This window comes from Bacteroidia bacterium, assembly GCA_019695265.1.
Lineage (GTDB): Bacteria > Bacteroidota > Bacteroidia > JAIBAJ01 > JAIBAJ01 > JAIBAJ01.
Map to the genome: position 1 here is coordinate 60,878 of JAIBAJ010000001.1, position 26,195 is coordinate 87,072.

Consider the following 26,195-nt stretch of genomic DNA (forward strand, 5'->3'; position numbering starts at 1 on the left):
ACATGAATCCAACCAGAATCATACTAAGTGGAGGAGGAACAGGAGGACATATTTTTCCTGCGATTGCCATCGCCAACGCATTAAAATCGATTGATCCAAAGTGTGAAATTCTATTTGTAGGTGCGAATGGCCGCATGGAAATGGAGAAGGTTCCGGCGGCAGGCTACCCGATTAAAGGCTTGAACATTGCCGGCCTTCAACGATCGTTAAGCCTTTCAAATCTTAGTTTTCCTTTCAAGGTGATTGGAAGTTTACTGGATGCGAGAAAAATAATTCAGGAATTTAATCCGGATGTGGCGGTAGGAGTTGGAGGTTATGCCAGTGGACCTTTGTTATTTATGGCATCCATTATGGGAATACCTACCTTGATTCAGGAACAAAATTCCTTTGCAGGCATAACCAACAAAATTTTAGGTAAAAAGGCCCACCGTATTTGTGTCGCATACGAAGGGATGGAAAAATTCTTTCCAAAAGACCGAATACTACTTACAGGAAATCCGGTAAGAAAGGACATATTGGATTTAACAGGAAAGCGAGAATTGGCAATTTCAAAATTTGGTTTGGATCCTAATAAACCCATTTTACTTTCCATTGGAGGTAGTTTAGGTGCCAGAACCATTAATGAAAGTTTATTTGCCGGGAGTAAACAGCTTGAAGAATCGGGAATTCAGGTTTTGTGGCAAACCGGAAAAACCTATTTTTCCAAGGCAAAAGAAAAACAAAGCGAATACATTCAGGTTTATGAATTTATTAAGGAAATGGATTTGGTTTATGCTGCAGCAGATGTTGTTATTTCCAGGGCAGGAGCCAGCAGTATCTCAGAGCTTTGCTTGGTTGCAAAGCCCTGCATTTTAGTCCCCTCGCCCAATGTTTCAGAGGATCATCAAACCAAAAACGCCATGGCTTTGGTAAACAAACAGGCAGCCCTTTTGGTAAAAGATACCGAAGCGGGTGAAAAACTAACCAAGTTGGCTATTGATTTAATTTCTAACAAAGAAAAACAAAAACAATTGCAACTGGAAATAGCCAAATTGGGATTACCCGACAGTGCTAATCAAATTGCCAAAGAGGTTTTGAATTTAGTTGCAAAATAAGCTATTGAAAGGCATTCTCCAGGTAGCTGACTTCTTCGTCTGTAACGGTATCGACAAATTCATTAAAAACATCTGCCTTTACAATTTTGGTAGCCCGGTAACCTTCTTCAACAAAATCATACAATGGTTGTACCCCAAAAATTACTGCAAATCCTTTTGCAGCCTTTAACAACATATCGTTAAACGGGCGATGCGCCAATTGATAGGAAACAATCATGCATTTAACCGACATACGAAGTTGTTGCCTTCTATCATCTTCCCGACCGAACTCTTTGTATAGTTCTTGAAAGGCCTCTTGGCTTATTTTTTCACCTTCTTTCCAACCTTTCTCTAACAATAGTTTTGCCATTCCCCGATCCAAATCATGGGTCATTTGATTAAGATCAATCAGATTTTCCAAATTCTCCTGAGTATCGGCGGCTAACTGATTCTTAACCTTGTCATAAGTATTGATGGCAATTTGGATAATGGTATCTTGCGCCTCCAAGTCATAAATTTTTTCGAAAAAGAATTTAACTAACTTCTCCGTATCTGTTCGGCCGAAATAGGTTTTATAGGTTTGATGGAAACGTTCTACCTGACAACGAACAATTTCTTCCTGGGCTTTCCTTAATAAAGGATTCTCCGCATTATCTTCTTTCTTTTTAGCCATGAATGGAGCTTATCAAAATTGATGCGAATTTAGATGCAGAATCGAGCCGGAAATGGAATTTTGGAAAAGTAAGGCTCATTGTTAAAAAATACCATGTTTTTATGTCTTTTTGGCGTGTCGTTTCTGCCAAGTGCTACCTTCGCAGCCCATGGAAACAAAATTCTACAACGGTTTACGTATCGGATTTTTAGGAGGAGGTCAACTTGGAAGGATGGCTATTCAAGAAGCTATTTCCTTAAACACCTGGATTGGTGTTCTCGACCCGGACCCTGATGCCCCATGTAAATATATAGCTCATGAATTTCACCAAGGCTCTCTCCAGGACTACCAAACCGTGCTTGAATTTGGCAGAAAATTTAACCTGGTTACCATCGAAATAGAGCATGTTAACACCCAGGCCTTATTTGATTTAGAGAAGGAAGGCATACAGGTTTTTCCTCAGCCTTCTATTTTAGAGATGGTTAAGGACAAAGGCCTGCAAAAGCAGTTTTACCTTGAAAATGGCATTCCAACATCAAGGTTTAAACTCATAGATGCAGATAAATCAATACATCAATATAATTGGAGTTATCCCTTTATTCAAAAATTAAGAAAAGGCGGATACGATGGCAAAGGTGTAACCAAAATTGAATCTGCAAAAGATTTAGGGTTTTCTGAAGCCAGTTTAATCGAAGAATGTATTGATTTTAAAAAGGAAATTGCAGTAATAGTGGCACGCAACCTCCAAGGTGAAATCAAGACCTTTCCGATGGTTGAAATGGAATTTGACCCAAAAGCCAATTTAGTTGAATTTTTGTATTGGCCCAGCGACGAAACACAAGAGATTCAAAATAAAGCTGCGGAAATTGCCATTAACCTGGCTGCCAAAACCGGCATTGTTGGCTTACTTGCCGTAGAAATGTTTCTTACACGGGACGGGCAAATCCTGGTTAACGAAATTGCACCCAGAACGCATAACAGCGGCCACCACACGATAGAAGCTGCCCGAACATCGCAATTTATGCAACACCTTAGAGCCTTGTTAAACCTGCCTTTGGGTAGTACCGATTTGGTTTATCCCGCAGCCATGATTAACCTCCTTGGCGAAGAAGGTCATACCGGATTGGTGGAATACCAAGGCCTGGAACAAGCACTTGCAATGCCCGGGGTGTATGTACATTTATACGGTAAAAACACCACCAAGCCTTTTCGGAAAATGGGTCATATCACCATTACCGGAACCAATTTATCTGATGTAAAGGAAAAGGCCAAACTGGTAAAATCCATGGTAAAAGTAAGAAGCGTTAATAAAACATAATTTCGTCCAACTACCTTATCAGCCAAGGCTTTAACATCGGTCTGTTTTCTACTTTTGCGCCCCCATGTTTAGGCAGTTCCTGTTACTTTTATTTTTTGGATTATTGTTCGGTTTAAATACCATTGCCCAAAATCCCCTTAGCCCCGGTGATAGCAGGCCAGGCAATTACGAATATCAAAAGACAAACCGGCAATACAAGCATTTTTCGAAAAAGAGCTTTTACCTCAGCATGCGCGATGGGGTTAAGTTAGCGGTGGATGTGTACATTCCCAAGGGATTGAAAAAAGGACAAAAAATTCCGGCAATACTTTACCAAACCAGGTATTTTCGATCCATTCAACTTCGCGGTCCATTGTTGGGAAATGTGTTTAAAATGATTCCAAGTACCCCCAATTTCGAAATGAAGGAGTTCATTAGAAATGGTTATGCCCTCATTTGTGTGGATGTTAGAGGTACAGGTTCTTCGTTTGGCAAACGAACCCTTTCCTTACCGGATTCCAATGAAATTAAGGATGGCGCTGAAGTGTGTGATTGGATTATCAAACAAAAATGGAGCGATGGAAAAATTGGCGCAACCGGCATTTCATACATTGGAATAACGGCCCAATTTCTAATGATGAACAGGCATCCTGCAGTTAAAGCTGTTGCCCCTTTGTTTACACCGTTTGATTTTTACGACGATGTTGGTATGCCGGGTGGGATTTTTGCAGAAAAGTTCATTACCGGATGGAATAAAGTGTGTGAACGAATGGATCAAGGAATCATTCCAAGGCATTTAGATTTTGTAAAGAAAATGTTGGTGAGTGGAGTTGGAAAAGCTGACCCCTGGAGAGGCTGGATTTTACGAAAAAAGGCATTTAATGACCATAAAGACAACTTTTATCAAAACCATCCTGGAACCGTTTTAGAATTTATGGATGACAGTTGCTCCCTGGATGGTTGTATACCTAGAAAAGCCTTTAAAAGCCCCCATTTGGTCTACCAGGAATTAAATCAAGATCAAGTTCCGGTTTATTCTTACACCGGTTGGTGGGACTTAGGCTTTACCAAAGGAGGAGTTAGGCAGTTTTTAAACTATTCAAATCCTCAAAACAAACTTATGCTGGGACCATGGAGCCATGGAGGAGTTACCAACATAAGTCATTACAGCTTAGGCAAAACCCAATTTGACCACATTGGTGAAGTGATGAAATTTTTCGATTACCACCTCAAAGGAATTTCAACCGGTATAGAGAAAGAACCCAAGGTTTCATACTATACCATCGGTGCCGAAAAATGGAACAGTTCCAACACCTGGCCTCCAGCTAATTCCATTCCGAATAAGGTTAGCGTTGGTAAAGATTGGCAGGCATCTGCCAAGGTTAATGATGGCTTTGTTTTGAAAGCAGATTCAAGTTTTGGAACCGGAATTTACTCCCGCTGGAATTTAGGCTTTAGTCTTCCTCAAGCCGGTTTCCCTGATTTAAAAGACTGGGATCAAAAAACCTTGTACTTCCTTTCCAATCCCTTGGACCAAAATACCGAGGTGACAGGACATCCTGTCATTTCGTTGAAATTAAAATCGAACAAAACAGATGGTGCCCTGTTTGCCTACCTATTGGATGTAGATACAACCGGTAAGGTGCATTATGTTTCGGAAGGACATTTGCGCCTTGCTCATTCAAAAACCTATGACAAACCGGTTAACTACCAAGATGTTGTACCTTACCACAGTTACTACCGAAAAGATGCCATTCAACTTTCTTCTGACGAATACACCCAAGTGGTTTTTGATTTTTTTCCGGTTTCTTATGAGTTTAGAAAAGGGCATCGAATGAAACTTGCCCTGGCAACAGGCGACAAAGATTATTTTCATGCCATAACCGAAGCTGATACCTATTACGAAATCAGTCAGGATTTGGAATTGACCTTACCGATACTTCATTAATCCAAATCGGAAAAGAACCAACTTTTCGGGGTTTAGCCGGGTAGGGATAGTGGCAGTTATACCGAATGGACATTATGTTTAGTCCAATTTTAGGTATTAATTCCTATTGAAAAATAGGCCTAACATACTGTATACTCGGCATTTACCAATTTTAATTTATAAAAGCCTTCGGACTATTTATAAATTAAAATTGGTATAACGCCGAAAGCCCGACCATTCGCCTTCCTTGGTTTGGATTAGGCACTGCTTTTGGTGCGAATGGGACCCGCCAAATAAAAAACAAAAAATTACACCCTAACAACTTCCGAATTGGCGGTGTAATAAAGAAGCAACTCACTGACTTTCAAACCCATATCACTCAATGATTCTCCATACTCTTTTAATTGCTTTTGATGCTTTGGAGAAGGCAAGCCGGTTTTAAAATCGATAATCACTGCCTTTCCATCGGCGACAAGCACCCGATCGGGACGCAAGGTTTTGCCATTGGGTAAAAGAATTTCCTGTTCATTGAGCACTTCCCACTCGGGGCTGAAATACTTTTGAAGGTCGGAATGAGCAACCAACTGCTGAAGATAATGGATAAATTCGGCCAGGTCGCTATCGGCAAGTCGCTGATTTTGAACAAGTTTCATGGATGCCGATTCAACATCCTCCTTGGTTTTTATATATGACATGGCTTCGTGAACCAACACTCCATATTGAATAGCCCGGCGAGAAGGAGAGGACTGATTTTTATTCAAATCGGCTTTCACCAGGAGGTTTTGCCTCCAATTTGCCGAAGTGGTTAACTTGGTTTGATAAACCGGATTTTCTGAAAGTGTTTCGCGTGAAGGCTTGCTTGGTTGAACCGGTTGCCCCCAGCGGTAAAGACCTTCAGCGATTTGGGCTCCGGAGCTGATGGCAAAATCGGACAACTGCAGAAAAGGGTTATCGTTGGCTTTGGGATGGAGCTTTTGAAAAAGGTATAAACGTTCGCGAGGGCGGGTAGTTGCTACATAGAGCAGGTTGGCTTTATCGAGAATTGCCTTATCTTTTTGGAGATCATACAGCATTCCGGCATCGGTTCCGGCAAGGTGTGAACTTGAAGTAAGCAATACATTGGGTATGGGCAAATTGGGCGAATCGTACCAAAAGAGAAAGCCTTTACTTGATTCAAATTGGATAAACGGAATAATAACCACCGGGAATTCCAGACCTTTGGATTTATGAATAGACATAACGGTAATGGAATTGGAGGCCTGAGCTGATTTTACCTTTAGGTTGTTCTTATTTTCTTCGAAATAGGATAAAAAAGCCATTAAGTTATCGCCATACCTTTTGCTATAATTGAGGGCTTCATCGAGTAAGAACTGGGTATTGATATCCATTTGAGTAAGCCAAAAATTAGCCAGTTCCAGGAATAAATCATGCAAGGGTAAACCAAGCAGATAAGAGCGAGAGGGAGGGTTGGATTTAAGGTCCAACAATGGCTGCAAACCCTGCTTTTTCACTTTTGACAACAGAGAATCAAGGTCGAGGTTTAGTTGGGCGCTCAGGTATTTAGACGCGGTTGCCAAGGACAAGGTATCGGAAGGATAGGCAATAGCGCCGGCCAAGGCGATTAACAGTTTCACATTGGGGGAAGAAACAATCAGCAAGGACTCGGCAGACAGCACCTGGATTCCTTCTTTCAGCAATTGCTCGGCCAGGTAGGCACCAAATCTGTTTTTGGTAGTAAGGATGGTTATATCGGAATAGGAATAACCATCTTGAACTGCTTGTTGAATGGTTTGCAAAGTCCAGTCCCAATTTACCTGATACCCATCAACTTCGTCCTCTTTGGAAGTTTGCCAGGTTTGCAATTGCACCATTCCACCGGTATTGGATGGTTCAAACCCTTGTTCGTAGTCGGTAAAAATAGACTGGTTGCGCGGTGAAAGATGTTGACAAAGAAAGGAGTAGAAGGCATTGTTAAATTCAATAATTTCTCTTTTGCTTCGGCGATTGACGCTGAGGTTAAACAATTCGAAGTTATCGTTTAGTCGGGCTTCGCGAATGGCTTTAAGTTGAAAAAATCGTTTGTTTTCATCGGTCGAAAGTTGCCGTGCCAGTAGTCCCGGAGAAAGGTAGATAGCTGGTAATTTGGCAAATTGTTCAACCTCACCGCCTCTGAACCGATAAATAGCTTGTTTGGCATCACCCACCAAAAGGTTATAGTTTCCATTGGAAAGAGATTCATCGATGAGGGGCAACAGGTTAAGCCATTGCATCACTGAGGTATCTTGAAACTCGTCGATGAGGAAACTACGGTAACGTTGGCCAATTTTTTCATACACAAAAGGGGCGGGCTCAGTAGAAACAATGGCACTGATTTTCAGATTAAACTCACTAATCAGCACCACATTCAACGTTTCCTTTATTTCCTGAAATGCTTTTTCAATTTCATTGATAACTACCAGAGAATTAAAGGTTTTTAGGATATTTTTATAGAGAATAAGAGTGGGGTAATCTGTTTCAATAAAATCCAGGTAGCGTTTATATACCAAGGTAATATCGTTTAGATATGGATCGAGTTGGCTTTGCAAATGGCTCTTGTCTTTGGCAAACCATTCCCCATTTTCAACAGCTTTTTCTACATGTGAATTAGGTTTTTTAAACTCCCCATTAACCAACTTTTTCCAATGGACACCAAATCCACTATTACCATTTTTAAAATCAATCAATAATACTCCCGATTTATCAAGAATGGCCAGCATATCAACGCCTATATTCTTACCCTTATTTTCTAATTCAACCACTTTCTGTTTAAACTCCACCTTCTTATCGAGCAGGGCAGAAATGGAATAGTCGCGGTAATTGTCGAGTTGTAAATAGCTTTCTTCTTTTAATTGTTCCTTTGCAAAAGAAAACAGATTATCAAAAATTTTATAGGACGATTCCCCCTCTAGTTTATCTAAGGCGAACTCGGTTAGGGCAATTTTAAGAACTTCATTATTGGCAACCTCATCCAACACCTTGGTAATGGCTTGGGTTAAGACTTTTTCCGAATCCAATTCCACCTCAAAATCCTGGCTTAAGCCCAAATCGCGTGCAAAGCTGCGAATAACCTTGGAGGTAAATTTATCGATGGTTTGAATAGAAAAATCCTCGTATTGGTGTAGAATGGTTCGAAAAATGCGTAAGCTCCGTTCGGTGATAATACTTGGAGACAATTGAAGTTCGGCCGACAGAACCTCCCCCATGGCTTGCACTTTCGAATTCCAGGGCCAGGATGAAAGACCTTCCAAACTGGAAATGACACGGTTCTTCATTTCTGCGGTGGCCTTATTGGTAAAAGTTATTGCCAATATGCCACGGAAGGTAGAAGCATCGCCTTGCTCCATTCCGCGCAGACATAATTTAAGGTATTCCTTGACCAGGGTAAAGGTTTTTCCTGATCCGGCTGAGGACCTGTAAACTGAAAATGCCATTTCTGAGGTTTTGCCGACTAAAGTAACTAAAGCCTGTGTAACCAACCGGAAAAAGCAAGTTGAAATCGATATACTTTTTATGAACAATTGAAAATTTCTCGGGCAAACTCCTTAATTTTGTATTCGTCATGGGGAAAGTACCTTGGCAATTTCAGTAGTCAATTAAGTTTAATCCTTTCAATATCAAACCAATGCCAAACGAAATTATCGGACGCATTTTCAAATTTGCCGGAGAAACCACCGGACAAGGAGCCAATGGTCCTTGGGTAAAATCAACCGTTATTTTAGAAACCACTACAGACCGCTATCCAAAAAAGATCGCTTGTCAATTTTGGACCGACAAAGCCAATGAGATTAAAAATTATAAAGTTGGTGACGAGGTAAGGGTTTCGTTTGATGTGGAAAGCCGCGAATACAACGATCGCTGGTACACCGATCTTAGAGCATGGAAAGTAGAACGTATGGGAGCTACTGCAGCACCTGGAGCATCCTACACTCAGGCTCAACCTACTTCAGCCTATGCAGCAACTTCTGAACCAAATGGAGCGGATGCCTTTAATCCGAGTTTGGCTGCTGCCGATGATGATTTGCCGTTCTAATTTAAACCCCCTATCTTTAAAAGCCGATTCCTTGCCGAATCGGCTTTTTTTTTACCCTTAAAGAACTTCCTTATGTAACATTAGTATCTGTTTATACCAAAAAAAGGGTATACTTTTGCCTTCCCAATTGAAGAGAAAATGAAAATTGAACAAATTTATACCGGCTGCCTGGCCCAAGGTGCTTATTATATTGTTTCCGAAGGTGAAGCAGCCATTATTGACCCATTACGCGAAACCCAACCTTACATAGACAGATTGGAACGCGATGGTGTGAAATTAAAATATATACTCGAAACTCACTTCCATGCCGATTTTGTTTCCGGACACCTCGACCTCAGCAAAAAAACCGGTGCTCCCATCGTTTATGGACCTCTAGCTAAACCCGAATTCGATGCCATCATTGCCGAAGACGGTCAACTTTTGCCATTGGGTAAGCTAAACCTTCAAGTGCTTCATACCCCCGGACATACCTTAGAAAGCACCACCTATCTATTGAAAGATGAAAATGGAAAAGATTATTGCATTTTCTCAGGCGATACCCTGTTTTTGGGCGATGTAGGAAGACCCGACCTAGCTCAAAAAGCAGCCAATATGACCCAGGATGAATTGGCCGGCTTGCTTTACGAAAGCCTGTATAACAAGATTTTACCTTTAGCCGATGATGTTATTGTGTATCCGGCACACGGCGCAGGGAGTGCTTGTGGTAAAAACATGATGAAAGAAACTGTGGACACCCTGGGAAATCAAAAACGCATGAATTATGCCCTTAACCAGGCTTCGAAACAAGATTTTATTGTCGCTGTTACCGATGGCTTATTGCCTCCTCCCGCCTATTTTGGAATGAATGTAGCCATGAATAAAAAGGGTTACCAAAGCTTTGAAACCGTTTTAAACAATGGCATGAGAGCTCTCAACGCCAATGAATTTGAAGTGGCTGCCGAAACCGCCGGTGGGGCGCTATTGCTTGATACCCGGGATAGTAAAAACTTCTGCAAAGGATTTATACCGCAATCAATAAACATTGGCATTAATGGAGATTTTGCCCCTTGGGTGGGTGCCCTGATCGGCGATGTAAATCAGCCCATTTTGCTTATTACAGAGCCCGGAAAAGAGCAGGAAACCGTTACCCGCCTTACCCGCGTTGGTTTCGACAACATCTTGGGTCATTTGGCAGGCGGTTTCGAAACCTGGGTAAACGCCGGTAAAGAAGTAGACCGCGTAAACCGAATTTCGGCCACCCAATTTGCCCGGGATTTTGATGTTAAAACCGATATGGTCATCGATATTCGCAAAGAAACAGAATATGCTGCAGAGCACGTGGAAGAAGCCTTTAACAAGCCTTTGTCCGACATAAATGAATGGATAAAGGACATTAACCAAAACCAACATTTCTTTTTGCATTGCGCCGGTGGTTACCGCAGCATGATTGCAGCTAGCATTCTTCAGGCCAGAGGTTTCCGCAATTTTTCCGAAGTGGAAGGTGGATTTAAATCCATTGCCGAAACAGAAGTGCCAAGAACCAATTTTATTTGCCAAAGCAAGCTGATTGCCAAATAGTTAAACATTTATTTTTAGAAGAATTTTTTATTTTTTTTGGATGCGGGTACCTTCGCATGGGCTTTGCACAGTGAACAAAGTTGAGTAAGGCTCAGGTCCGGGCTATTCGTTCCAAGTCCTCGCTGCCTAGGCTATCGCCGTAGGCAGCTGTGGGCTTTCCACTGCTATCCCTACCCGGGGTGCAAAGCCTAAATGTAGTGCTTTGAATCGAGGTATAAGGGTTGCCGAACCAAACTTATACCTTGCAAACAACCAAACCCCAGATGGCTTGGAAGCCTACAGCCCCTAAGCTAAACCCGGTAGAGCCAAATAGCTTTGCCACCCCGAAAAGCCCGTGAAAAGGCATGAACTTGGATGGCAAACTATGGGCGATAACGGGGATGAAGATTTTTCGGGCAGCTAACCCTCGTTTTCAAAAAAAACAAACAACTTCTTATTATTCTAAGCCTTATGTAACTTTTGTAGCTAAGCAACGGGGACCAAGCAACTACATTTGCCGATATTAATCAATTTAGGTTTTACCTTTACTTGGCTTCCGGAATGAAAAATCCAAGTACATTGGCGGCCTGAGTTAAAGGTGGAGCAAATGGAAATTGCAGGATTTTTGGCATCGATTTTTATTGGAATAACCCTAGGACTCATTGGCGGAGGGGGAAGCATTTTGACCGTTCCGGTATTGGTATACCTTTTTGGCGTGGAACCGGTGCTGGCAACTGCTTATTCTTTGTTTATTGTTGGACTTACCAGTGCGGTGGGTTCGCTGAGTTATTTTAGGAAAAATTTAGTGAACGTGAAAACGGCTTTGGTTTTTGGAATGCCATCGATTGCAGCCGTATTTGCAACCCGAGCCTACCTCGTTCCGGCCATACCCAAAGAGGTGATGGAAATTGATGGTTGGGTATTAAGCAAAAATTTACTGTTGATGTTGCTTTTTGCTGTTTTAATGATTGCAGCCTCGTATAGCATGATTAAAAAAGATCCACCATCGTCCGGAAAAAAATCGGAAGGAGATCAGGTTTTTAATTATCCACTTATTTTGATTGAAGGAATGATTGTGGGCATTTTAACCGGTTTGGTTGGTGCCGGTGGAGGATTTTTGATTATTCCGGCACTTGTTATTTTGAGTAAATTACCCATGAAGGAGGCTGTAGGAACCTCGTTGGTGATAATTGCGGCAAAATCATTGATTGGCTTTTTGGGTGAAGGTTCAGAAACAGTTATTGATTGGGTATTTTTGGCCAAAGTTTCAAGCTTTGCTATTGTAGGAATTGTTATTGGATCCTATTTATCGAAAAACATAGACGGTTCCAAATTAAAACCAGCGTTTGGATGGTTTGTGTTGGTGATGGGAATTTATATTATTGCCAAGGAAACCCTTCTAAAATAGGATAATATAAGTTGAAACGAATGGCAAACCCAATTAAAAAAGCCTTTCTTACCATGTTAGGTTTGATAGGACTTGTTATGGTTGTCCAATCTCAAAAACCTGAACCGGTCCGTTCCGACTCTTCCAAATTATGGAATGCCTTCAAGGGTGGAAAAGTAAGCGGATTAATTAGGTATTATTTTAGTGCTACCGACAACCACTCACCCTACACCGACTATTTTGCCAATGCCTTGGGCGGTGCAATAAAATACGAAACAGGAAATTTTCATGGCTTTAGAGCGGGTATAGAAGTTTATTCCAACTTCAATTTGGGTTCCTCTGATTTATCAAAACCCGATTCCATTTCAAGGCAATTAGACCGATACGAATTGGGATTATTTGATGTAGAAAATCCGGCCAACAAGCGGGATATTACCCGACTAACCGAGTTATACCTTTCCTATACTATTAGTAAAACCACCCTTAAATTGGGACGACAAGCCTTACAAACCCCATTTTTGAATGTTCAGGATGGGCGAATGCAACCCAGCGTGGCACAAGGTATCGTTTTTGAAACCCAAAACCTGGGAAAAATGAAAATAGAGGGAGGCTGGATAATAGGAATTTCGCCTCGAAGCAGCTCCAGGTGGTTTTCAACGGCAGGCTCGGTTGGAGTTTATTCCATGGGAGTTACCACCTCCGGTAAAAAAGCCAATTATTACGGGGCCATTTCGAGCAAAGGTGTTTTTTTTCTGGGAACTCAATGTTCGCCAATTCCCTGGTTTAAATGGACTGTTCATGATTTATTTTTTGAAAATGTAATGAATACGGTTTTGGTTCAAATCGATTTAAACTGGGCCATTAAACCGAACTGGAAAATTATTGGCGGAGCACAATCTATTAGGCAGGATGCGGTGGGAAATGGAGGGAATCCAAATCCGGAAAACACCTATATCAATCCCAAGGCTTCAGCAATTACTTTGGGTGGACGGCTAGGATTTGAATGGAAAGGATTGGAGTTTACCACCAACTATAACCGAATTTTCAATAATGGAAGGTTCTTAATGCCAAGGGAATGGGGAAGAGAACCCTTTTATACCTTTATTCCCAGGGAACGAAATGAAGGGGCAGGAAATGTTCATGCCTGGGTAGCAAAACTTCAATATGGATGGGAAAAAACCGGAATAAAGATTGGATTGGCAGGAGGTTATTATCAATTCCCGGATGCTAAAGACTTTCGCCTCAATAAATACGGAATGCCCTCTTATGCTCAACTCAACCTTGATATCAAATACCGGTTTACAAAATGGTTAAAAGGCCTAGATGCCCAATTACTAGTGGCGGGAAAAATAAACCGGGCCAATATGTATGGAGAAGCAAAGTATGAAATAAACAAAGTTAACCTGGTTTTGTACAATTTTATTCTAAACTACCTCTTTTAGAATAGCATCGAAAATAAAAACTACAGGCACGCTGAAAAACACGGCAAGTAATACCAATTTTAATTTATAAATAGTCCGAAGGCTTTTATAAATTTAGATTGGTAAATGCCGAGTATACAGTATGTTAGGCCTATTTTTCAATAGGAATTAATACCTAAAATTGGACTAAACATAATGTACATTCGGTGTAACTACTCAGACTCCAGACATAAAAAAGGAAAACGACTTTTCAAACGAGGCAAATCTCGCTCTTCAACCGGTAAAAACTTCCAACTTTCGCCGTTGCCCGAAATTGCAATTAAAAAACGATCGGTAAGAACCTCTTCCCCTCCGGGAGATTTTATAAAAGAAGTTCTTTGTTTGAGTAAACATTGATATTCCTTATTGCAAAAGAAAATTTTACCTTTTCCTAACACTTCAAAACCACGCAATTGAAGATGAAGCGAATCCAAGTCTTGCTTATAGTTTTTGTGTTCCGATTCAAACTCTTCAAAAACCTGAGTACCCAAGGCAAAAGGATGGAAATAAAAATAAACCGTTTTTAAATCATTCTCTTGAATGGCCTTGTTTCGCAGGTTTAACTCCCTTTCAATCCTATTTCGCAACCACTCATTGTGCTGAATCAGTGCATTGGCATTGGTAACCGAATCTGTTTGAGCATGTGCAACCGACCACCCTATAAAAAACAACACCATTGACGGAAAAAATCGACGCAACAAAAGCAAGTAACTCATACTTTTTTTATTCAACTTAGATAACAAGCTCCGAACGAAAAATGGAAAACAACATCATCCATTCACCTGATTCTGTTGAACTTAGCCCTCCAACGCAATTATTACCTGAAGGTTCTTCCTTGAGTAATTCAACAATCAAAAAACTAATCTTGCAATAAAATACGACCTTGGGACAGTAAGGAATTATTATTCATGATTCGGTAGGAATACATACCGGCAGGTAATTCCTTTTTTGCAAACAAATAAGTGCTTCCTTGAATATCAGTGATATGCTTAACAAGTTGTCCATTGGTATTGTAAATCAGCAATTCTCCATTTTGACATGGGTTATTAAATTGAAAATGAACCTGGTTATTGCTTGGATTAGGGAAGGATTGAACGGAGGAATTAGTTGTAGTTTCTGCTAAACCGACCGGTGAACCAATGGTATTATGGTATCGGGCAATAGCAAAATAATTTTGAGAATTATAAGCTGCACCAGCCAACAGAATTTTACCATCCTGTTGCAAGGCAAGGGAATAACCAACGGCATCCCCTATTCCTTCAAAATCAGTGGTAACTTTTCCGTCTGCATCAAACGTTGTATCCAAACTTCCGTCCATTTGGTACTTCGCTAAAGCAAAATAGATATCGCTTCCGATGCTATGGTATCCACCGACCAAAACTTTGCCATCTATCTGAACAATTAAATCCACCGGGGCACCATAATCATTTACTGTACCCCAATCGGTATAAACCACACCACTGTTTCCCCAGCTTAAATCCAGGTTTCCGTCCGAATTTATTCGAATAATGATAAAATCATAATAGCTATTGTCTATGTATCCTGCCAATAGAATTTTCCCATCCGGCTGAACATCCAATGCATAACCATATTCATTGAAAGAACCAAATATTCCGGCAGTTACAATACCGTCGCCATCAAAGGTATTGTCAAGACTGCCATCAGTATTGTATCTGGCAATTAAAAAATTAGCATTCGTATTATCAAAGCTAAAACCGCCTACCAGTATTTTCCCGTCAGACTGCAATTTAACCGAATAACCATAATCGTCTAAGTTTGCCGACACCGGAGTAACAACAATTCCATCGGTACTAAAGGTATTGTCTAAACTTCCATCTGCATTTAAACGAACCATAATTAAATCATTGTTTCCTGAGCCGGAACTTCCACCTGTTAGTACGATTTTTCCATCGCCTTGTAATACCAAAGATTCAACCCTTTGGTTAGGATTACCGGGCACAATGGCAGCCGCATTTGTTCCAAAACTTAGATCTGGTTCACCTGTTGGAAGCAACCTAACAACCATCATCAAATCTCCAAGTCCATCGTTGGTGAATCCGCCGACCAAAATTTTTCCATCCGGTTGAACGGCTAAACAATTGGCTCTGTCTTCATTGGTGTTAATTCCAAAGGTGGTATAACCATAAACACTGAATGAAGAATCAATACTACCATCCTCCAAAAACTGCATTACAGCAAAATCATACGAATTCGCAGTATAGGAATGTCCGGCAATAAGGATTTTGCCATTGTCAAGGGCAACAATTCCTTTGGCTGCATCATCAAAGGTTCCAATGGATGCCATTACTTTTCCATCGGTATCAAAACTCAAATCCAGGGAACCATCCTGAGCAAAACAGGGCAAACTGAAACCCATTCCAATAGCGATTAGTGCTGAATAAATTTTTTCCATTGATTAATTTTTGCTGTTGATTAATTTGAAAAATCCTCACAAAGTAATAAAATCTACATTCCTAGAAAAAAGGAAAGAAAATCATCTTCTTATTTACAAACTTATGCCAAATAGATTAAGGAAAATCCTATGATTTGGTATTCATTAAATTTATTCCTAACTCATTGGACCTTCCGACGATTAAAGGGTCAATTTTACCAATGGCCATTTCATCTTTGTTCGAGAAAGGAACTTTATGTAAAATGTAACGCATCGCATTCAACCTGGCCCTTTTCTTACAATTGGATTTTACAATTATCCATGGAGCATCGGAGGTGTCGGTATGAAAAAACATTTGCTGCTTGGCCACGGTATATTCTTTCCATTTACCCAGGGATGCCTTGTCAATTGGCGACAACTTCCATTGTTTAAGTGGATGATTTTCTCTTTCTTTAAACCTTCTCTTTTGCTCTTCGCGGGTAACGCTAAACCAAAATTTAAACAATAAAATTCCGCTTTGCACTATGTTCTTTTCAAATTCAGGAGCTTGTTGCATAAACTCATGGTATTCTTTATCCGAGCAAAATCCCATTACTTTTTCAACGCCGGCACGGTTATACCATGAACGGTCAAAAAGTACAATTTCGCCCTTGGTAGGTAAATGTTTGATATACCTTTGAAAATACCATTGTCCACGTTCCTCTTCCGTAGGTTTTTCTAAGGCCACCACTCTGGCTCCCCTAGGATTCAGGTGTTCCATAAACCGTTTGATGGTTCCTCCTTTTCCGGCCGCATCTCTTCCTTCAAATAAAATAACCACTCTACTTCCGGTCTCCTTCACCCAGTTTTGCAACTTCAATAACTCAACCTGTAAATCGTATTTATTTCGTTCATAGTTTTTCCTCGACATCAGGTTCTTGTAAGGATATTCAGCTTCCCTCCAATTGCCTAATAATTCCTCATCAGGATGAACCTTGATAGGCTGTTCATTTAAATTAGTTTGTAAGGTTTGGAGCACCTCTTTTTGCTCCTCCATGCTAAAATCTTTCAGGTAATCCAACAACTCGGTTTTACTTTTTGGCCCCTTTTTTAAAATTCCTTCTGCTACTGCAGCTTCGTGCTGTAGCTTAGCCTGGGTTCTAACCTGAACGGTTTTAGACTTCACTTGTTGAGGCGACTTCCCTCCAATGACATCTCCGCTTGAAACCTTCTTTACTGCTGTTTTTACTGTGATTTGTTTTTCTTCCATTGCTTCTTTCTTGACCATTATTATTATTTTATTAAGGCAAGGTTAATTGCCTATACAAAGTAAGGCAGAGCCCATAAAGTGCGCAAGAAAAACCACCTGAGATTGGTCAGTTTTCCTCCTGACAATTGGCAGGAATTAGTGGCCGGTTTGTTTGGCCCATTCCGTCGAGTTAATCCGAAAAACATCCACCGGAAATTGATGAAACAGGGTCGTTTTTTCCGGTTTCATCCCGTTGGAATACGCGACCCGCTTGGAATCCAGGTTCTCTACATGAATAATGGAAATTAAGGTATCACTGATTGAATTTTCAAAGCAAACATCACGACATTTTCGAGCAGCCTCTGTGGCAAAACCCTTGCCCCGAAAGGCAGGCATTAAAGAATATCCAATTTCCAATTCCTCTTTCTCGTCCACCTTTTGCACCAGCAAGCCACATTGCCCTACTAACTTACCCGATCCCTTTTCCACCAATACATTCATACCTCCCAAATCATTTTCATACCTGTTATAAACGCGGTTAAACCATTCCCTGCATTTTTCCTCTGCGCTCCTCCTATCATTTGGGAAAATATAATTCAACGATAGCGGATCAGTGCAAAACCTTAACCAATCCTGAAAGTCTGCTTCTTCCAACTTCCTAAAATGAAGTCTTTCGGTTTCTTGCCCAAACAAAAGCAAGACTTGATTATCTTTTCTAAATGGCATTTCAAAAGGAAATTAATTTCAGATTTATGCTCATTCACTTTCCGACCCTGCCTTATGAAAAACCTTAAATTCCGTTTGGCCTATTCCAGGATTACTCGCTGATGATACAGCTTTTCGCCCATTTGAATTTTCACCATGTAGCAACCGGGCGATGAGGAATTAAGGGTAAGCGGCAGGGCAAGCTGTCCATACGCTTTTTCTAGCTGAGCGACCTTCTTCCCTTGCAAATCATAAACCTCGACACTTGCTTCGGAACGGGACTTAAAATCAATTTGATAATAACCGTTGCCGGGATTGGGGTAAACAATAAACGGGGTGGCGTCGATTATAGGAGAATTGATACCATTATACAAAATACATGTATCTGACAACGAATTCCTATTTTCAATAATTCCTTGCGAAACCAAGGCATGTCCGGCAAAACCCGGAAAATCGGAAGGGTACAAAATGGAACTAAACAATTGGTTAAGCGTGGGGGTAGAATCTTGTTCCAGTATTCCGATTTTAGCATCGGGATTTACATAAGCCCAGTACTGATTTCCGAGGGTATCAATTTCAAAAAAACGACCGGCAGCACCATCCGTAACAAACACATGGCCATTGGGCAACATTTGGGCACTTCCAACATTAATCGAATACCAATTTTTTTCATTGTTCCGGTTGTAAACCCAACTTTGATTGGCCGGCAAATAGGGCAATGTTTGATCATAATTATAACCTAAAACCGGAGGATTGATAATCTCAACCGTGGAAAAGGGCGTACCCGGATGCCCCAAGCCATTGTTAAAAACCATGATTTGATTTTCAAATGGCAAACCCGGCTTTATCCAATGTGCATTGTGTTGCCCATAAAATACTGAACTGGTTCCATGCCCATAAGAAGCCGGATTTCCCCAACGGTATAGCAAGTCTCCCCCCTTGCCTGAATTTCCTCCAACATGTCCGGCGGCTTCTTCGGTGGTTGTACTTTTGTCTATTATCCAAATCTCATTAAAAGCATGCACACTAACCATTATTTGATTCAAAACCGGATTGTAATCAATGGAATTTAAATGGATCCAATCCGAATTAGAAGCAAATGCCTTAAAATTGATATCCACCAAGTGAGGATTGTCTGCCACAACCCCAAAATTGGGCTTAGTATTATCAAAATCCTGTATTAAATGATCCCACAGCTTCCATTCCCATACAATATTTGCCTCATTGGTGCCAACCGGCTGTATCTCCATAATTTTCTCGCTAAATAAGGTTTGAGCACATTGCGATGGATTTCTTCCTCGCGCCATTGCTTGTGGTTTGGTTTTCAAATCCCAGGCAAACAATAAAATATTTCCATTCTCCAAAGGCAAAATATCATGGTGCTGGCATTGCAACGAATCCGAAATTGTGTAGGACCACAAAACATTTCCATTCCAATCCTGCTTATGAATCACTCCTCCTCTGCCTCCGGCCACAAAATTGGTATTGGTCAATGAACCGGTAACATAAAGAAATCCATCCTGACCTAAATATCCCGACAATCCGGGATTATTAGGAATATCCCATGATTTACCCACACTTCCACAATGATCAACCAAATAAGTTTTGTGTGAAGCAACCGGACTAAAGATAAAATATCCATCCTGAAAACTTCCCGGATCATTCTGAATCAAACCCACAGTATTTTGTGATTGACCCCTGAAGTCTATACCAAAAACAAACAGCAGAATGGCTACTAAAGTTAAATTACGCATACTATTTTCAAATTTTAAACCTCCCGAAGAAGGTATGGCAAAAGGCAAAAATAGAAAACACCTAGTAATATGCTCTACTTCAAAGCTTTATTTTAACTCGCATCACCTTCCCATACGGAAACCTTCCGAAAAAAAGACAACTTCCTGCACTCCACTTTCAATCAAGCGATGGAAGATTTACCTACTCAAAATTAAAACACCGTAGAATCGTTTGGCTTGGTATCGGCACTTCCGGGATGGTAATGGCTATGATGATCTACCGGCCTGGTTAACACTTTAATATCATCTGCAACTACCTCTGTTGAATAGCGCTTATGCCCCTCCTTATCCTCCCAGCTTCGAGTATGTAAATGGCCTTCAATATAAACCTGAGTCCCTTTTTTAAGCAATTTCTCAGCTATTTCCGCCAAACCTCGCCAAGCTACTACATTATGCCATTCCGTTTGATCCTGTCTATTTCCATTTTTATCCTTAAAGTGCTCGGTGGTTGCAAGGGGAAAACTAGCTATGGTAGCTCCGTTCTCTAAATACCTAAGTTCAGGATCCTTACCCAAATTGCCTATCAATAGAACTTTGTTTAATCCGGCCATGAAAAAAAATTAAAATATGTTTCCAAAGAAATACAATTTTTTGGACATAAAAAAATTATTATTAATTTTTTATTCTTGTAAAAACCTATAAAAATAATACAATTATTCAAGCGGATAAACCACCAAAGTCTCCAACTTTGCGGTATCTTTCACCACATCAGGGTCAGTGAGGTAAATTTCCCAAGCAGGTGCCTTTTGCCGCTTGTTTTGCTCCTTCATCCAAATCGCAATTCGGGCGTGTGCAGCGGAAGTTTTAGCAAAATCACCCCGATACAAACATTGAGCAGAACGAACCTTTTCAAATCTTTTATAAAAAATTCGTTTATGCCCCAACACAGGCCTATCAATCGGTATACCGGCATCAACCTGAATTTGAGCTGCACTAAAACGATGGTAAATGGCAAAAGTAGGACCTTCCATCCTTATATGTTCTTGCTTCATATAAGCTAAAATATCCCTATAAGCCGCACTAAGCTTTTCCCCAATTTCTTTTTCCGTACACTTAATCGAAATCAGAAGAGCCTGTTTCGGACTAAAATCTTTCTCCTCTACAACCATGGCCGGCTTTTCTTCCTCCTTTTTCACCTTAGGTTGCCCCTCCACCAATTGTTTGATTTGAACTAATCCTTTCTCATAATCCGGTCCCATCATCCCATCCATAAACAAACCAAACGGCCTTTCCCAAAACGCCAACTTGCCTACATTGGTCCATACAATCTTAGTAGCAGAACCTTGAGGAATTAATTCAAACTTCCCAACCGACTTAGCGCCGAAATCCAACATATGCATCGAATATCCCACACTATCCTCGGTGGAATAAAGCACCTTCAACTCTCCCTCTCCACTCTCTTTCCCTTTCCAATGCATAAATGCACCGGCTCCACGCTCCGGACCATCATACCTGATACTCATTCCGGGATCCATCTTCACCCATGGTGACCAATGCTCATTCCAATGATGAAAATTATCTAACTCTGCCTGAATGTACCCTGCATCCCCTTCCACAACTATTTCCCTGCTTACCTCAAAATGGTCGGGTAAAAAGTAAAACCCGACAAATAGCACAAAAGCAGCTATTCCCAAGCCTATTCCAATCCGTTTTATCATCTTCATTTAAATAATAGATAGGCTCAAATATAGCAAAAGAATTTCTCTCCTCCGTTTCCGAAAGCATGTTTTTATGCAAAATGAACCCTAAGAATTACTCCCCTAAGAATGTAAATCGGCCGATATCAGTCGTATAAATTCACTCCTGGTTTTGCCTTCCAAAAATTCACCTGTAAAAGCCGATGTGGTAGTAACTGAATTCTGCTTTTGAACTCCCCGCATCTGCATACACAAATGCGCACATTCAATCACTACTGCAACCCCTTTCGGATGCAAGGTTTCCTGAATACAATCCCTGATTTCATTAGTCAATCGCTCCTGAACCTGCAAGCGACGAGCAAAGGCATCTACTACCCTCGGAATTTTACTCAAACCCACTATCTTCCCATCCGGAATATAGGCAATATGAGCCTTGCCAAAAAAAGGCAATAAATGATGTTCGCATAAAGAATACAATTCAATATCCTTCACCAACACCATTTGACTATAATCCTCGTTAAACATGGCTGAGCGCATAATTTCACCCGGATCAATGTCGTAACCCGAAGTAAGAAACTGCATCGCTTTAGCAGCCCTCTCCGGCGTTTTTAATAGGCCTTCCCGGTCAATGTTCTCGCCCAGGTCTTTTAAAATCGAACCGTAACTAAATGACAAATCTTTTGTTGTTTTCTCGTCATACCGGTCAATTTTTTCGTAGCCCTTGTCTTGTTTGTTCTTTCTGTATGTCATAAAAATGGTAACAAGTTTCTTATTCTCCCCGGTACTCCACAGAGTTGTTCTCCGTTTCAAATATCCGCACCGAATAGAGTTTTGCATGGTGCTCCTGAATCAATGGATCCAAAATCTTCCATATCGCAATTGCCATATTTTCCGTACTCGGCAAAATCCCCGCCATAAACGGAACATCCACATTCAAATTCTTATGATCCAACTTAACAATTACTTCCCTTTGAATCAAAACAGCCAGGTCTTTCAAATTAATGATAAAACCTGTTTCCGGATTTGGTCTACCTTTTACCGTTACCAATAACGTAAAATTATGTCCATGCCAATTGGCATTCGAACAACGTCCAAAAACTCTTTGATTTTCTTCTTCACTCCAATCAGAACGATGCAAACGATGGGCTGCATTAAAATTTTCCTTCCTGGTTAAATATACTTCTGGCATATTTCACAAAAGTAGCTAGAACTAACTTTGAAACACTAATTCATCGCAATTCTTTTGGTTTTTTAAGGTTTCCTCCCCACCATTTCCGCACTTGCTGTCTTATTTTGTCAAAATTTTTTAGGTTTTTTATTTAGGCGGGCCCCCTTCCGCCAACCACCCTTCTTGCCAAATTTTCAAGGCTAAGCACATGGCGTTCGGGTCACGCTATCGGCTGTAGTCCTCGTCCCCCTAGGCTAAAGCCGTAGTGGGCCTGTGGGCTACTTGCCTCTATCGTTGCCCGGGCACTCCGAACCTGGCTCCTGCAAGCCTCTAAGCTTTTACCTCTTCCACTAACTACCAACCGTTGAAATCTTTACCCAACCCGGCTTGGCCACAATGAAAACAAAACTACTTTCGTTAGAACCTAAGCTCATTTGTATGCAACCGACAGGCAAACTTCCCATATGGATTTTCAACCATCTTAAACCTGTTGGGCTTTCCCTGCTTTTTTCCGGTCTACTCCTCTCTTCCTTCGCTCAACAAAAAAAGGAAGTCCAACCTCCTTTAACACGTATTCTATTTGTTTTCGACGCCTCACAAAGCATGTACGGTCGCTGGCAAACCGGCGTTAAAATGGAAGTAGCTAAAAAACTCCTTTCCAACCTTTTGGATAGCCTTGCACGAGTAGACAATCTGCAACTGGCATTGCGTTGCTACGGACACCAAAGCAAATTCCCACCCCAGGATTGCAAAGACACCAAATTGGAAGTCCCCTTTGGACCCAATACTGCACCTAAAATAAAAAACAGAATCATGCAATTGGTTCCTTCCGGCACAACACCAATTGCCTACAGTCTCGAAAAGGCCGCCAATGACTTTACCCCTTGTGGAAATTGCCGGAATATTATTATTCTTATAACCGACGGTATCGAAGAATGCAACGGTGATCCTTGTGCCGTTTCCGCAGCTTTGCAAAAAAACGGAATCATCCTCAAACCTTTTGTAATCGGCGTAGGATTGGGAGTCGACATTAAAAAACAATTTGAATGTGTCGGAAATTTTTACGATGCTTCCAACGAAGAACAATTCCGGACGGTTTTGAATGTGGTCATTTCCCAAGCATTGAATAGCACCACCATGCAGGTTAACTTGTTAGATATCGCAGGCAAACCAACCGAAACCAATGTGGATATGACCTTTTATGACGAATTTTCCGGACGAATCCGCTACAACTTTGTACATACGCTCAACCACAAAGGCAATCCAGATACCCTGCAAGTGGACCCTTTAGGTTCTTACAAAATAGTTGTCCATACTATTCCTCCGGTCGAAAAAGACAGCATTATCTTAATTCCCGGAAAGCATACCGTGGTTGGAATTGATGCGCCTCAAGGTTTCTTGGTACTCAAAACAAGCGGCCACAGCGAATACAAAAACCTCCAGGCCATTGTTCGAAAAAAAGGGGATACCAAAACCTTATTAGTCATGCCTTTCGATGAGGTAGAAAAGCTTATCGTAGGCGAATACGACCTGGAGATATTAACCTTGCCCCGCTTGTATATCAATGATGTTCAAATAACCCAAAGCCATACTACAACCGTTTCTATCCCACAAGCCGGAATTGCCAATATACTTAAAAAAGGACCAGGCTACGGAAACATTTGTTTAGAAGAAAACAATGAGTTGAAAAATATTTACAACTTAAAAGAGAATAACATCCAAGAAAATGTTGTTTTGCAACCTGGAAGGTACCGCATATTTTTCCGTCCAAAAGGCTCAAAAGAATCAATTTACACCCTTGAAAAACAGGTTAAAATTGAATCGGGCAGTTCGGTCAATGTGCAATTGTACTAAAACTCCTAAAACCCGGTTTGCATGAACATAACAAAATACTCCGAAGATAAAGACACCCGCAGTGGGTTTGGTGAAGGACTCTTAGAATTGGGAAGAACCAATCCCAATGTAGTTGCCCTTTGCGCCGATTTAACAGGCTCCCTTAAAATGGATGCTTTTGAAAAAGAATTTCCTGACCGCTTTTTTCAGGTAGGAATTGCAGAAGCCAATATGATTGGAATTGCTGCCGGAATGACCATTGGTGGTAAAATTCCATTTACAGGAACATTTGCTAATTTTAGCACCGGCAGGGTATATGACCAAATACGTCAATCGGTTGCATACAGCGGAAAAAATGTGAAAATTTGCGCCTCACATGCAGGCTTAACCCTTGGAGAAGATGGTGCAACCCACCAAATTTTGGAAGATATCGGCTTAATGAAAATGCTGCCCGGCATGGCCGTTATTAACCCTTGCGACTTCAACCAAACCAAAGCGGCTACTATTGCCATCGCTGAATACGATGGCCCTGTTTACCTCCGATTTGGCCGACCTAAAATCGCCAACATTACCCCTCCTGACCAAAAATTTGAAATAGGTAAAGCAGTCCTGCTTAAAGAAGGTAAGGATGTTTCCATTTTCTGCACAGGACACCTCGTAATTAAGGCTGTAATGGCCGAAGAAATTCTCGCAGCAAAAGGTATTAATGCCGAAATTATTAATATTCATACCATCAAACCGCTGGATGAAGATGCCATTCTAAAAAGTATTGCCAAAACCGGTTGTGCCGTTAGCTGCGAAGAACATCAAATGGCCGGTGGTTTAGGCGATAGCATTGCCCAGGTTTTGGCTAAAAACAACCCTAAACCATTGGAATATGTAGCGGTAAATGATTCATTCGGTGAAAGTGGCACTCCGGATGAACTAATGGCTAAATATGGTTTGGAAGTTAAAAACATTGTGGAGGCCGTAGAAAAAGCCTTGGCTCGTAAATAAGTTCAATACCTCTTCCGGTTATGAATGAAATCTCCCGAAAAAAGCCGGCATTCCCAATTCATCCTTCCTTTAGGAATTACCTGGAACAATACGGCAGGGAAAACGATTTGCCTGTAAATTACCACCACCTCGAAGATTGGGAACTTTCGGTGCCCCTTTTAGATAAAATAGGTAATGACACGCTTTGGGAAACGGTTTTCTTTAACCCGGAAAAAACAAAATGGCTAAATGCCGGACTTACCAGCATTTATGCCCTTTTAAAGACCGAAGGCGATGTAGATGTTATGGAACATCTGCAAGTGGAACGTATCGACTATTGCACGTTCGGAAATAGCAATCCTTTCCGTATCCGCATCATCAACCGATTAAACGACAATTACGATTACTTCTATGTAAAAAAGGCCGATGCCTCCCGCGTCTATGGTTTGGAATTAGAACACCTATTGTCGCCCAACCGAATGAGCTACATCACCGACGATAACACCTTAATCGAAGAACATGTAGCAGGAATTCCCGGCGATAGCTTTATGCGGGATTATATGCACCAACGACCTACCAACCGGGTTAGATTGGCTAAGGAGTTTGTTAAATTCAACGAACGTTGCTTTGTCCGATTGCTTGGCGATATGCGAGCTTACAACTATGTTATCGATATCACCCCCGATTTCGATGATTTGCAATACCGAATTCGTGCCATCGATTTTGACCAACAAAGTTATGAGGGCCGAAAAAACCTCTATTTGCCTCAATTCTTCAAAGAAAACAAACCCATTGTCGATCTATGCATCGAACTCCTAACCTTTGAAAGCTTTCAACAATACCAAAAAGAAGAGCGAAGCGCTATTGCTCGAAGGTTTAAGGCCGAAAAAGAAAAGTTGGAACAATTACTATTAGTCATGTCAAAGGACGAAATTAGTACCGAGGAAAAGGTGAAATCACTAGCTTCGGAATTGGGTGAATATTACCAATCTTCTGCTTTTGCTCAAGCCAAAACCATGGGGGATTTACTCTTGTTGAGTTTAACCCAAAACCAACATTAATT

At 41.0% G+C, this 26,195-nt stretch carries 21 protein-coding genes; 10 read left to right on the top strand and 11 right to left on the bottom strand.

The window, feature by feature from the left end:
• Positions 1 to 2: 2 nt before the first annotated feature.
• Positions 3 to 1,094, top strand: coding sequence for an undecaprenyldiphospho-muramoylpentapeptide beta-N-acetylglucosaminyltransferase (murG, locus tag K1X82_00245; GenBank protein ID MBX7180513.1), 1,092 nt, complete (start codon positions 3 to 5; stop codon positions 1,092 to 1,094).
• A 1-nt stretch (position 1,095) separates the two neighbouring features.
• Here murG and K1X82_00250 read toward each other — a convergent pair whose 3' ends face one another.
• The gene (locus tag K1X82_00250) at positions 1,096 to 1,746 is read right to left on the bottom strand and encodes a hypothetical protein (GenBank protein MBX7180514.1); all 651 of its coding nucleotides are present in this window, start codon (positions 1,744 to 1,746) and stop codon (positions 1,096 to 1,098) included.
• Positions 1,747 to 1,894: 148 nt separating this feature from the next.
• Between K1X82_00250 and K1X82_00255 the strand changes: the two genes are divergently transcribed.
• Together K1X82_00255 and K1X82_00260 are read left to right on the top strand one after the other, a co-directional pair.
• A complete protein-coding gene (locus tag K1X82_00255) occupies positions 1,895 to 3,043 on the top strand; it encodes a 5-(carboxyamino)imidazole ribonucleotide synthase (protein MBX7180515.1) in 1,149 nt (382 codons plus the stop codon).
• 64 nt (positions 3,044 to 3,107) lie between these two features.
• A complete protein-coding gene (locus K1X82_00260) occupies positions 3,108 to 4,970 on the top strand; it encodes a CocE/NonD family hydrolase (GenBank protein ID MBX7180516.1) in 1,863 nt (620 codons plus the stop codon).
• 287 nt (positions 4,971 to 5,257) lie between these two features.
• On the opposite strand, the gene K1X82_00265 is transcribed toward K1X82_00260, so the two are convergent.
• The gene (locus K1X82_00265) at positions 5,258 to 8,419 is read right to left on the bottom strand and encodes a UvrD-helicase domain-containing protein (protein MBX7180517.1); all 3,162 of its coding nucleotides are present in this window, start codon (positions 8,417 to 8,419) and stop codon (positions 5,258 to 5,260) included.
• 191 nt (positions 8,420 to 8,610) lie between these two features.
• On the opposite strand from K1X82_00265, the gene K1X82_00270 reads away from it, so the two are divergent.
• The 4 genes from K1X82_00270 to K1X82_00285 all read left to right on the top strand — a co-directional run bounded on the left by K1X82_00270 (position 8,611) and on the right by K1X82_00285 (position 13,383).
• Positions 8,611 to 9,018, top strand: coding sequence for a DUF3127 domain-containing protein (locus K1X82_00270; protein ID MBX7180518.1), 408 nt, complete (start codon positions 8,611 to 8,613; stop codon positions 9,016 to 9,018).
• Between the two features lie 138 nt (positions 9,019 to 9,156).
• Positions 9,157 to 10,575, top strand: coding sequence for an MBL fold metallo-hydrolase (locus K1X82_00275; GenBank protein ID MBX7180519.1), 1,419 nt, complete (start codon positions 9,157 to 9,159; stop codon positions 10,573 to 10,575).
• Between the two features lie 586 nt (positions 10,576 to 11,161).
• Positions 11,162 to 11,962: a sulfite exporter TauE/SafE family protein gene (locus tag K1X82_00280; protein ID MBX7180520.1), complete on the top strand. Its 801-nt coding sequence runs from the start codon at positions 11,162 to 11,164 to the stop codon at positions 11,960 to 11,962.
• A gap of 20 nt (positions 11,963 to 11,982) precedes the next feature.
• Positions 11,983 to 13,383, top strand: coding sequence for an OprD family outer membrane porin (locus K1X82_00285; protein ID MBX7180521.1), 1,401 nt, complete (start codon positions 11,983 to 11,985; stop codon positions 13,381 to 13,383).
• A gap of 191 nt (positions 13,384 to 13,574) precedes the next feature.
• Here the strand turns inward: K1X82_00285 and K1X82_00290 are convergent, their stop codons facing one another.
• The 9 genes from K1X82_00290 to K1X82_00330 form a co-directional block, all read right to left on the bottom strand.
• Entirely contained in the window at positions 13,575 to 14,117 is a 543-nt protein-coding gene (locus tag K1X82_00290; protein ID MBX7180522.1) for a hypothetical protein, read from the bottom strand.
• Between the two features lie 143 nt (positions 14,118 to 14,260).
• Positions 14,261 to 15,814 carry a T9SS type A sorting domain-containing protein gene (locus K1X82_00295; protein MBX7180523.1) on the bottom strand — a complete coding sequence of 518 codons (1,554 nt, stop codon included), beginning with the start codon at positions 15,812 to 15,814 and terminating at the stop codon, positions 14,261 to 14,263.
• Between the two features lie 127 nt (positions 15,815 to 15,941).
• Positions 15,942 to 17,042, bottom strand: a complete 1,101-nt coding sequence (ppk2, locus tag K1X82_00300; protein MBX7180524.1) for a polyphosphate kinase 2 — start codon at positions 17,040 to 17,042, stop codon at positions 15,942 to 15,944.
• Positions 17,043 to 17,177: 135 nt separating this feature from the next.
• Positions 17,178 to 17,747 (bottom strand): GNAT family N-acetyltransferase, encoded by a 570-nt coding sequence (locus K1X82_00305; GenBank protein ID MBX7180525.1) that lies wholly within the window; start codon positions 17,745 to 17,747, stop codon positions 17,178 to 17,180.
• Between the two features lie 80 nt (positions 17,748 to 17,827).
• Positions 17,828 to 19,480 carry an aryl-sulfate sulfotransferase gene (locus K1X82_00310; protein ID MBX7180526.1) on the bottom strand — a complete coding sequence of 551 codons (1,653 nt, stop codon included), beginning with the start codon at positions 19,478 to 19,480 and terminating at the stop codon, positions 17,828 to 17,830.
• A 191-nt stretch (positions 19,481 to 19,671) separates the two neighbouring features.
• Entirely contained in the window at positions 19,672 to 20,070 is a 399-nt protein-coding gene (locus K1X82_00315; GenBank protein ID MBX7180527.1) for a single-stranded DNA-binding protein, read from the bottom strand.
• Between the two features lie 102 nt (positions 20,071 to 20,172).
• Entirely contained in the window at positions 20,173 to 21,177 is a 1,005-nt protein-coding gene (locus K1X82_00320) for a GyrI-like domain-containing protein (protein MBX7180528.1), read from the bottom strand.
• Positions 21,178 to 21,279: 102 nt separating this feature from the next.
• Positions 21,280 to 21,906, bottom strand: coding sequence for a GTP cyclohydrolase I FolE (gene folE / locus K1X82_00325; GenBank protein ID MBX7180529.1), 627 nt, complete (start codon positions 21,904 to 21,906; stop codon positions 21,280 to 21,282).
• Positions 21,907 to 21,925: 19 nt separating this feature from the next.
• Entirely contained in the window at positions 21,926 to 22,345 is a 420-nt protein-coding gene (locus K1X82_00330; GenBank protein MBX7180530.1) for a 6-carboxytetrahydropterin synthase, read from the bottom strand.
• A gap of 375 nt (positions 22,346 to 22,720) precedes the next feature.
• On the opposite strand from K1X82_00330, the gene K1X82_00335 reads away from it, so the two are divergent.
• The 3 genes from K1X82_00335 to K1X82_00345 are packed head-to-tail and all read left to right on the top strand — an operon-like array spanning position 22,721 to position 26,193.
• Positions 22,721 to 24,178, top strand: a complete 1,458-nt coding sequence (locus K1X82_00335) for a VWA domain-containing protein (protein ID MBX7180531.1) — start codon at positions 22,721 to 22,723, stop codon at positions 24,176 to 24,178.
• Positions 24,179 to 24,199: 21 nt separating this feature from the next.
• The gene (locus K1X82_00340; GenBank protein MBX7180532.1) at positions 24,200 to 25,153 is read left to right on the top strand and encodes a transketolase family protein; all 954 of its coding nucleotides are present in this window, start codon (positions 24,200 to 24,202) and stop codon (positions 25,151 to 25,153) included.
• A 20-nt stretch (positions 25,154 to 25,173) separates the two neighbouring features.
• Positions 25,174 to 26,193: a hypothetical protein gene (locus tag K1X82_00345; protein ID MBX7180533.1), complete on the top strand. Its 1,020-nt coding sequence runs from the start codon at positions 25,174 to 25,176 to the stop codon at positions 26,191 to 26,193.
• Positions 26,194 to 26,195 lie beyond the last annotated feature (2 nt).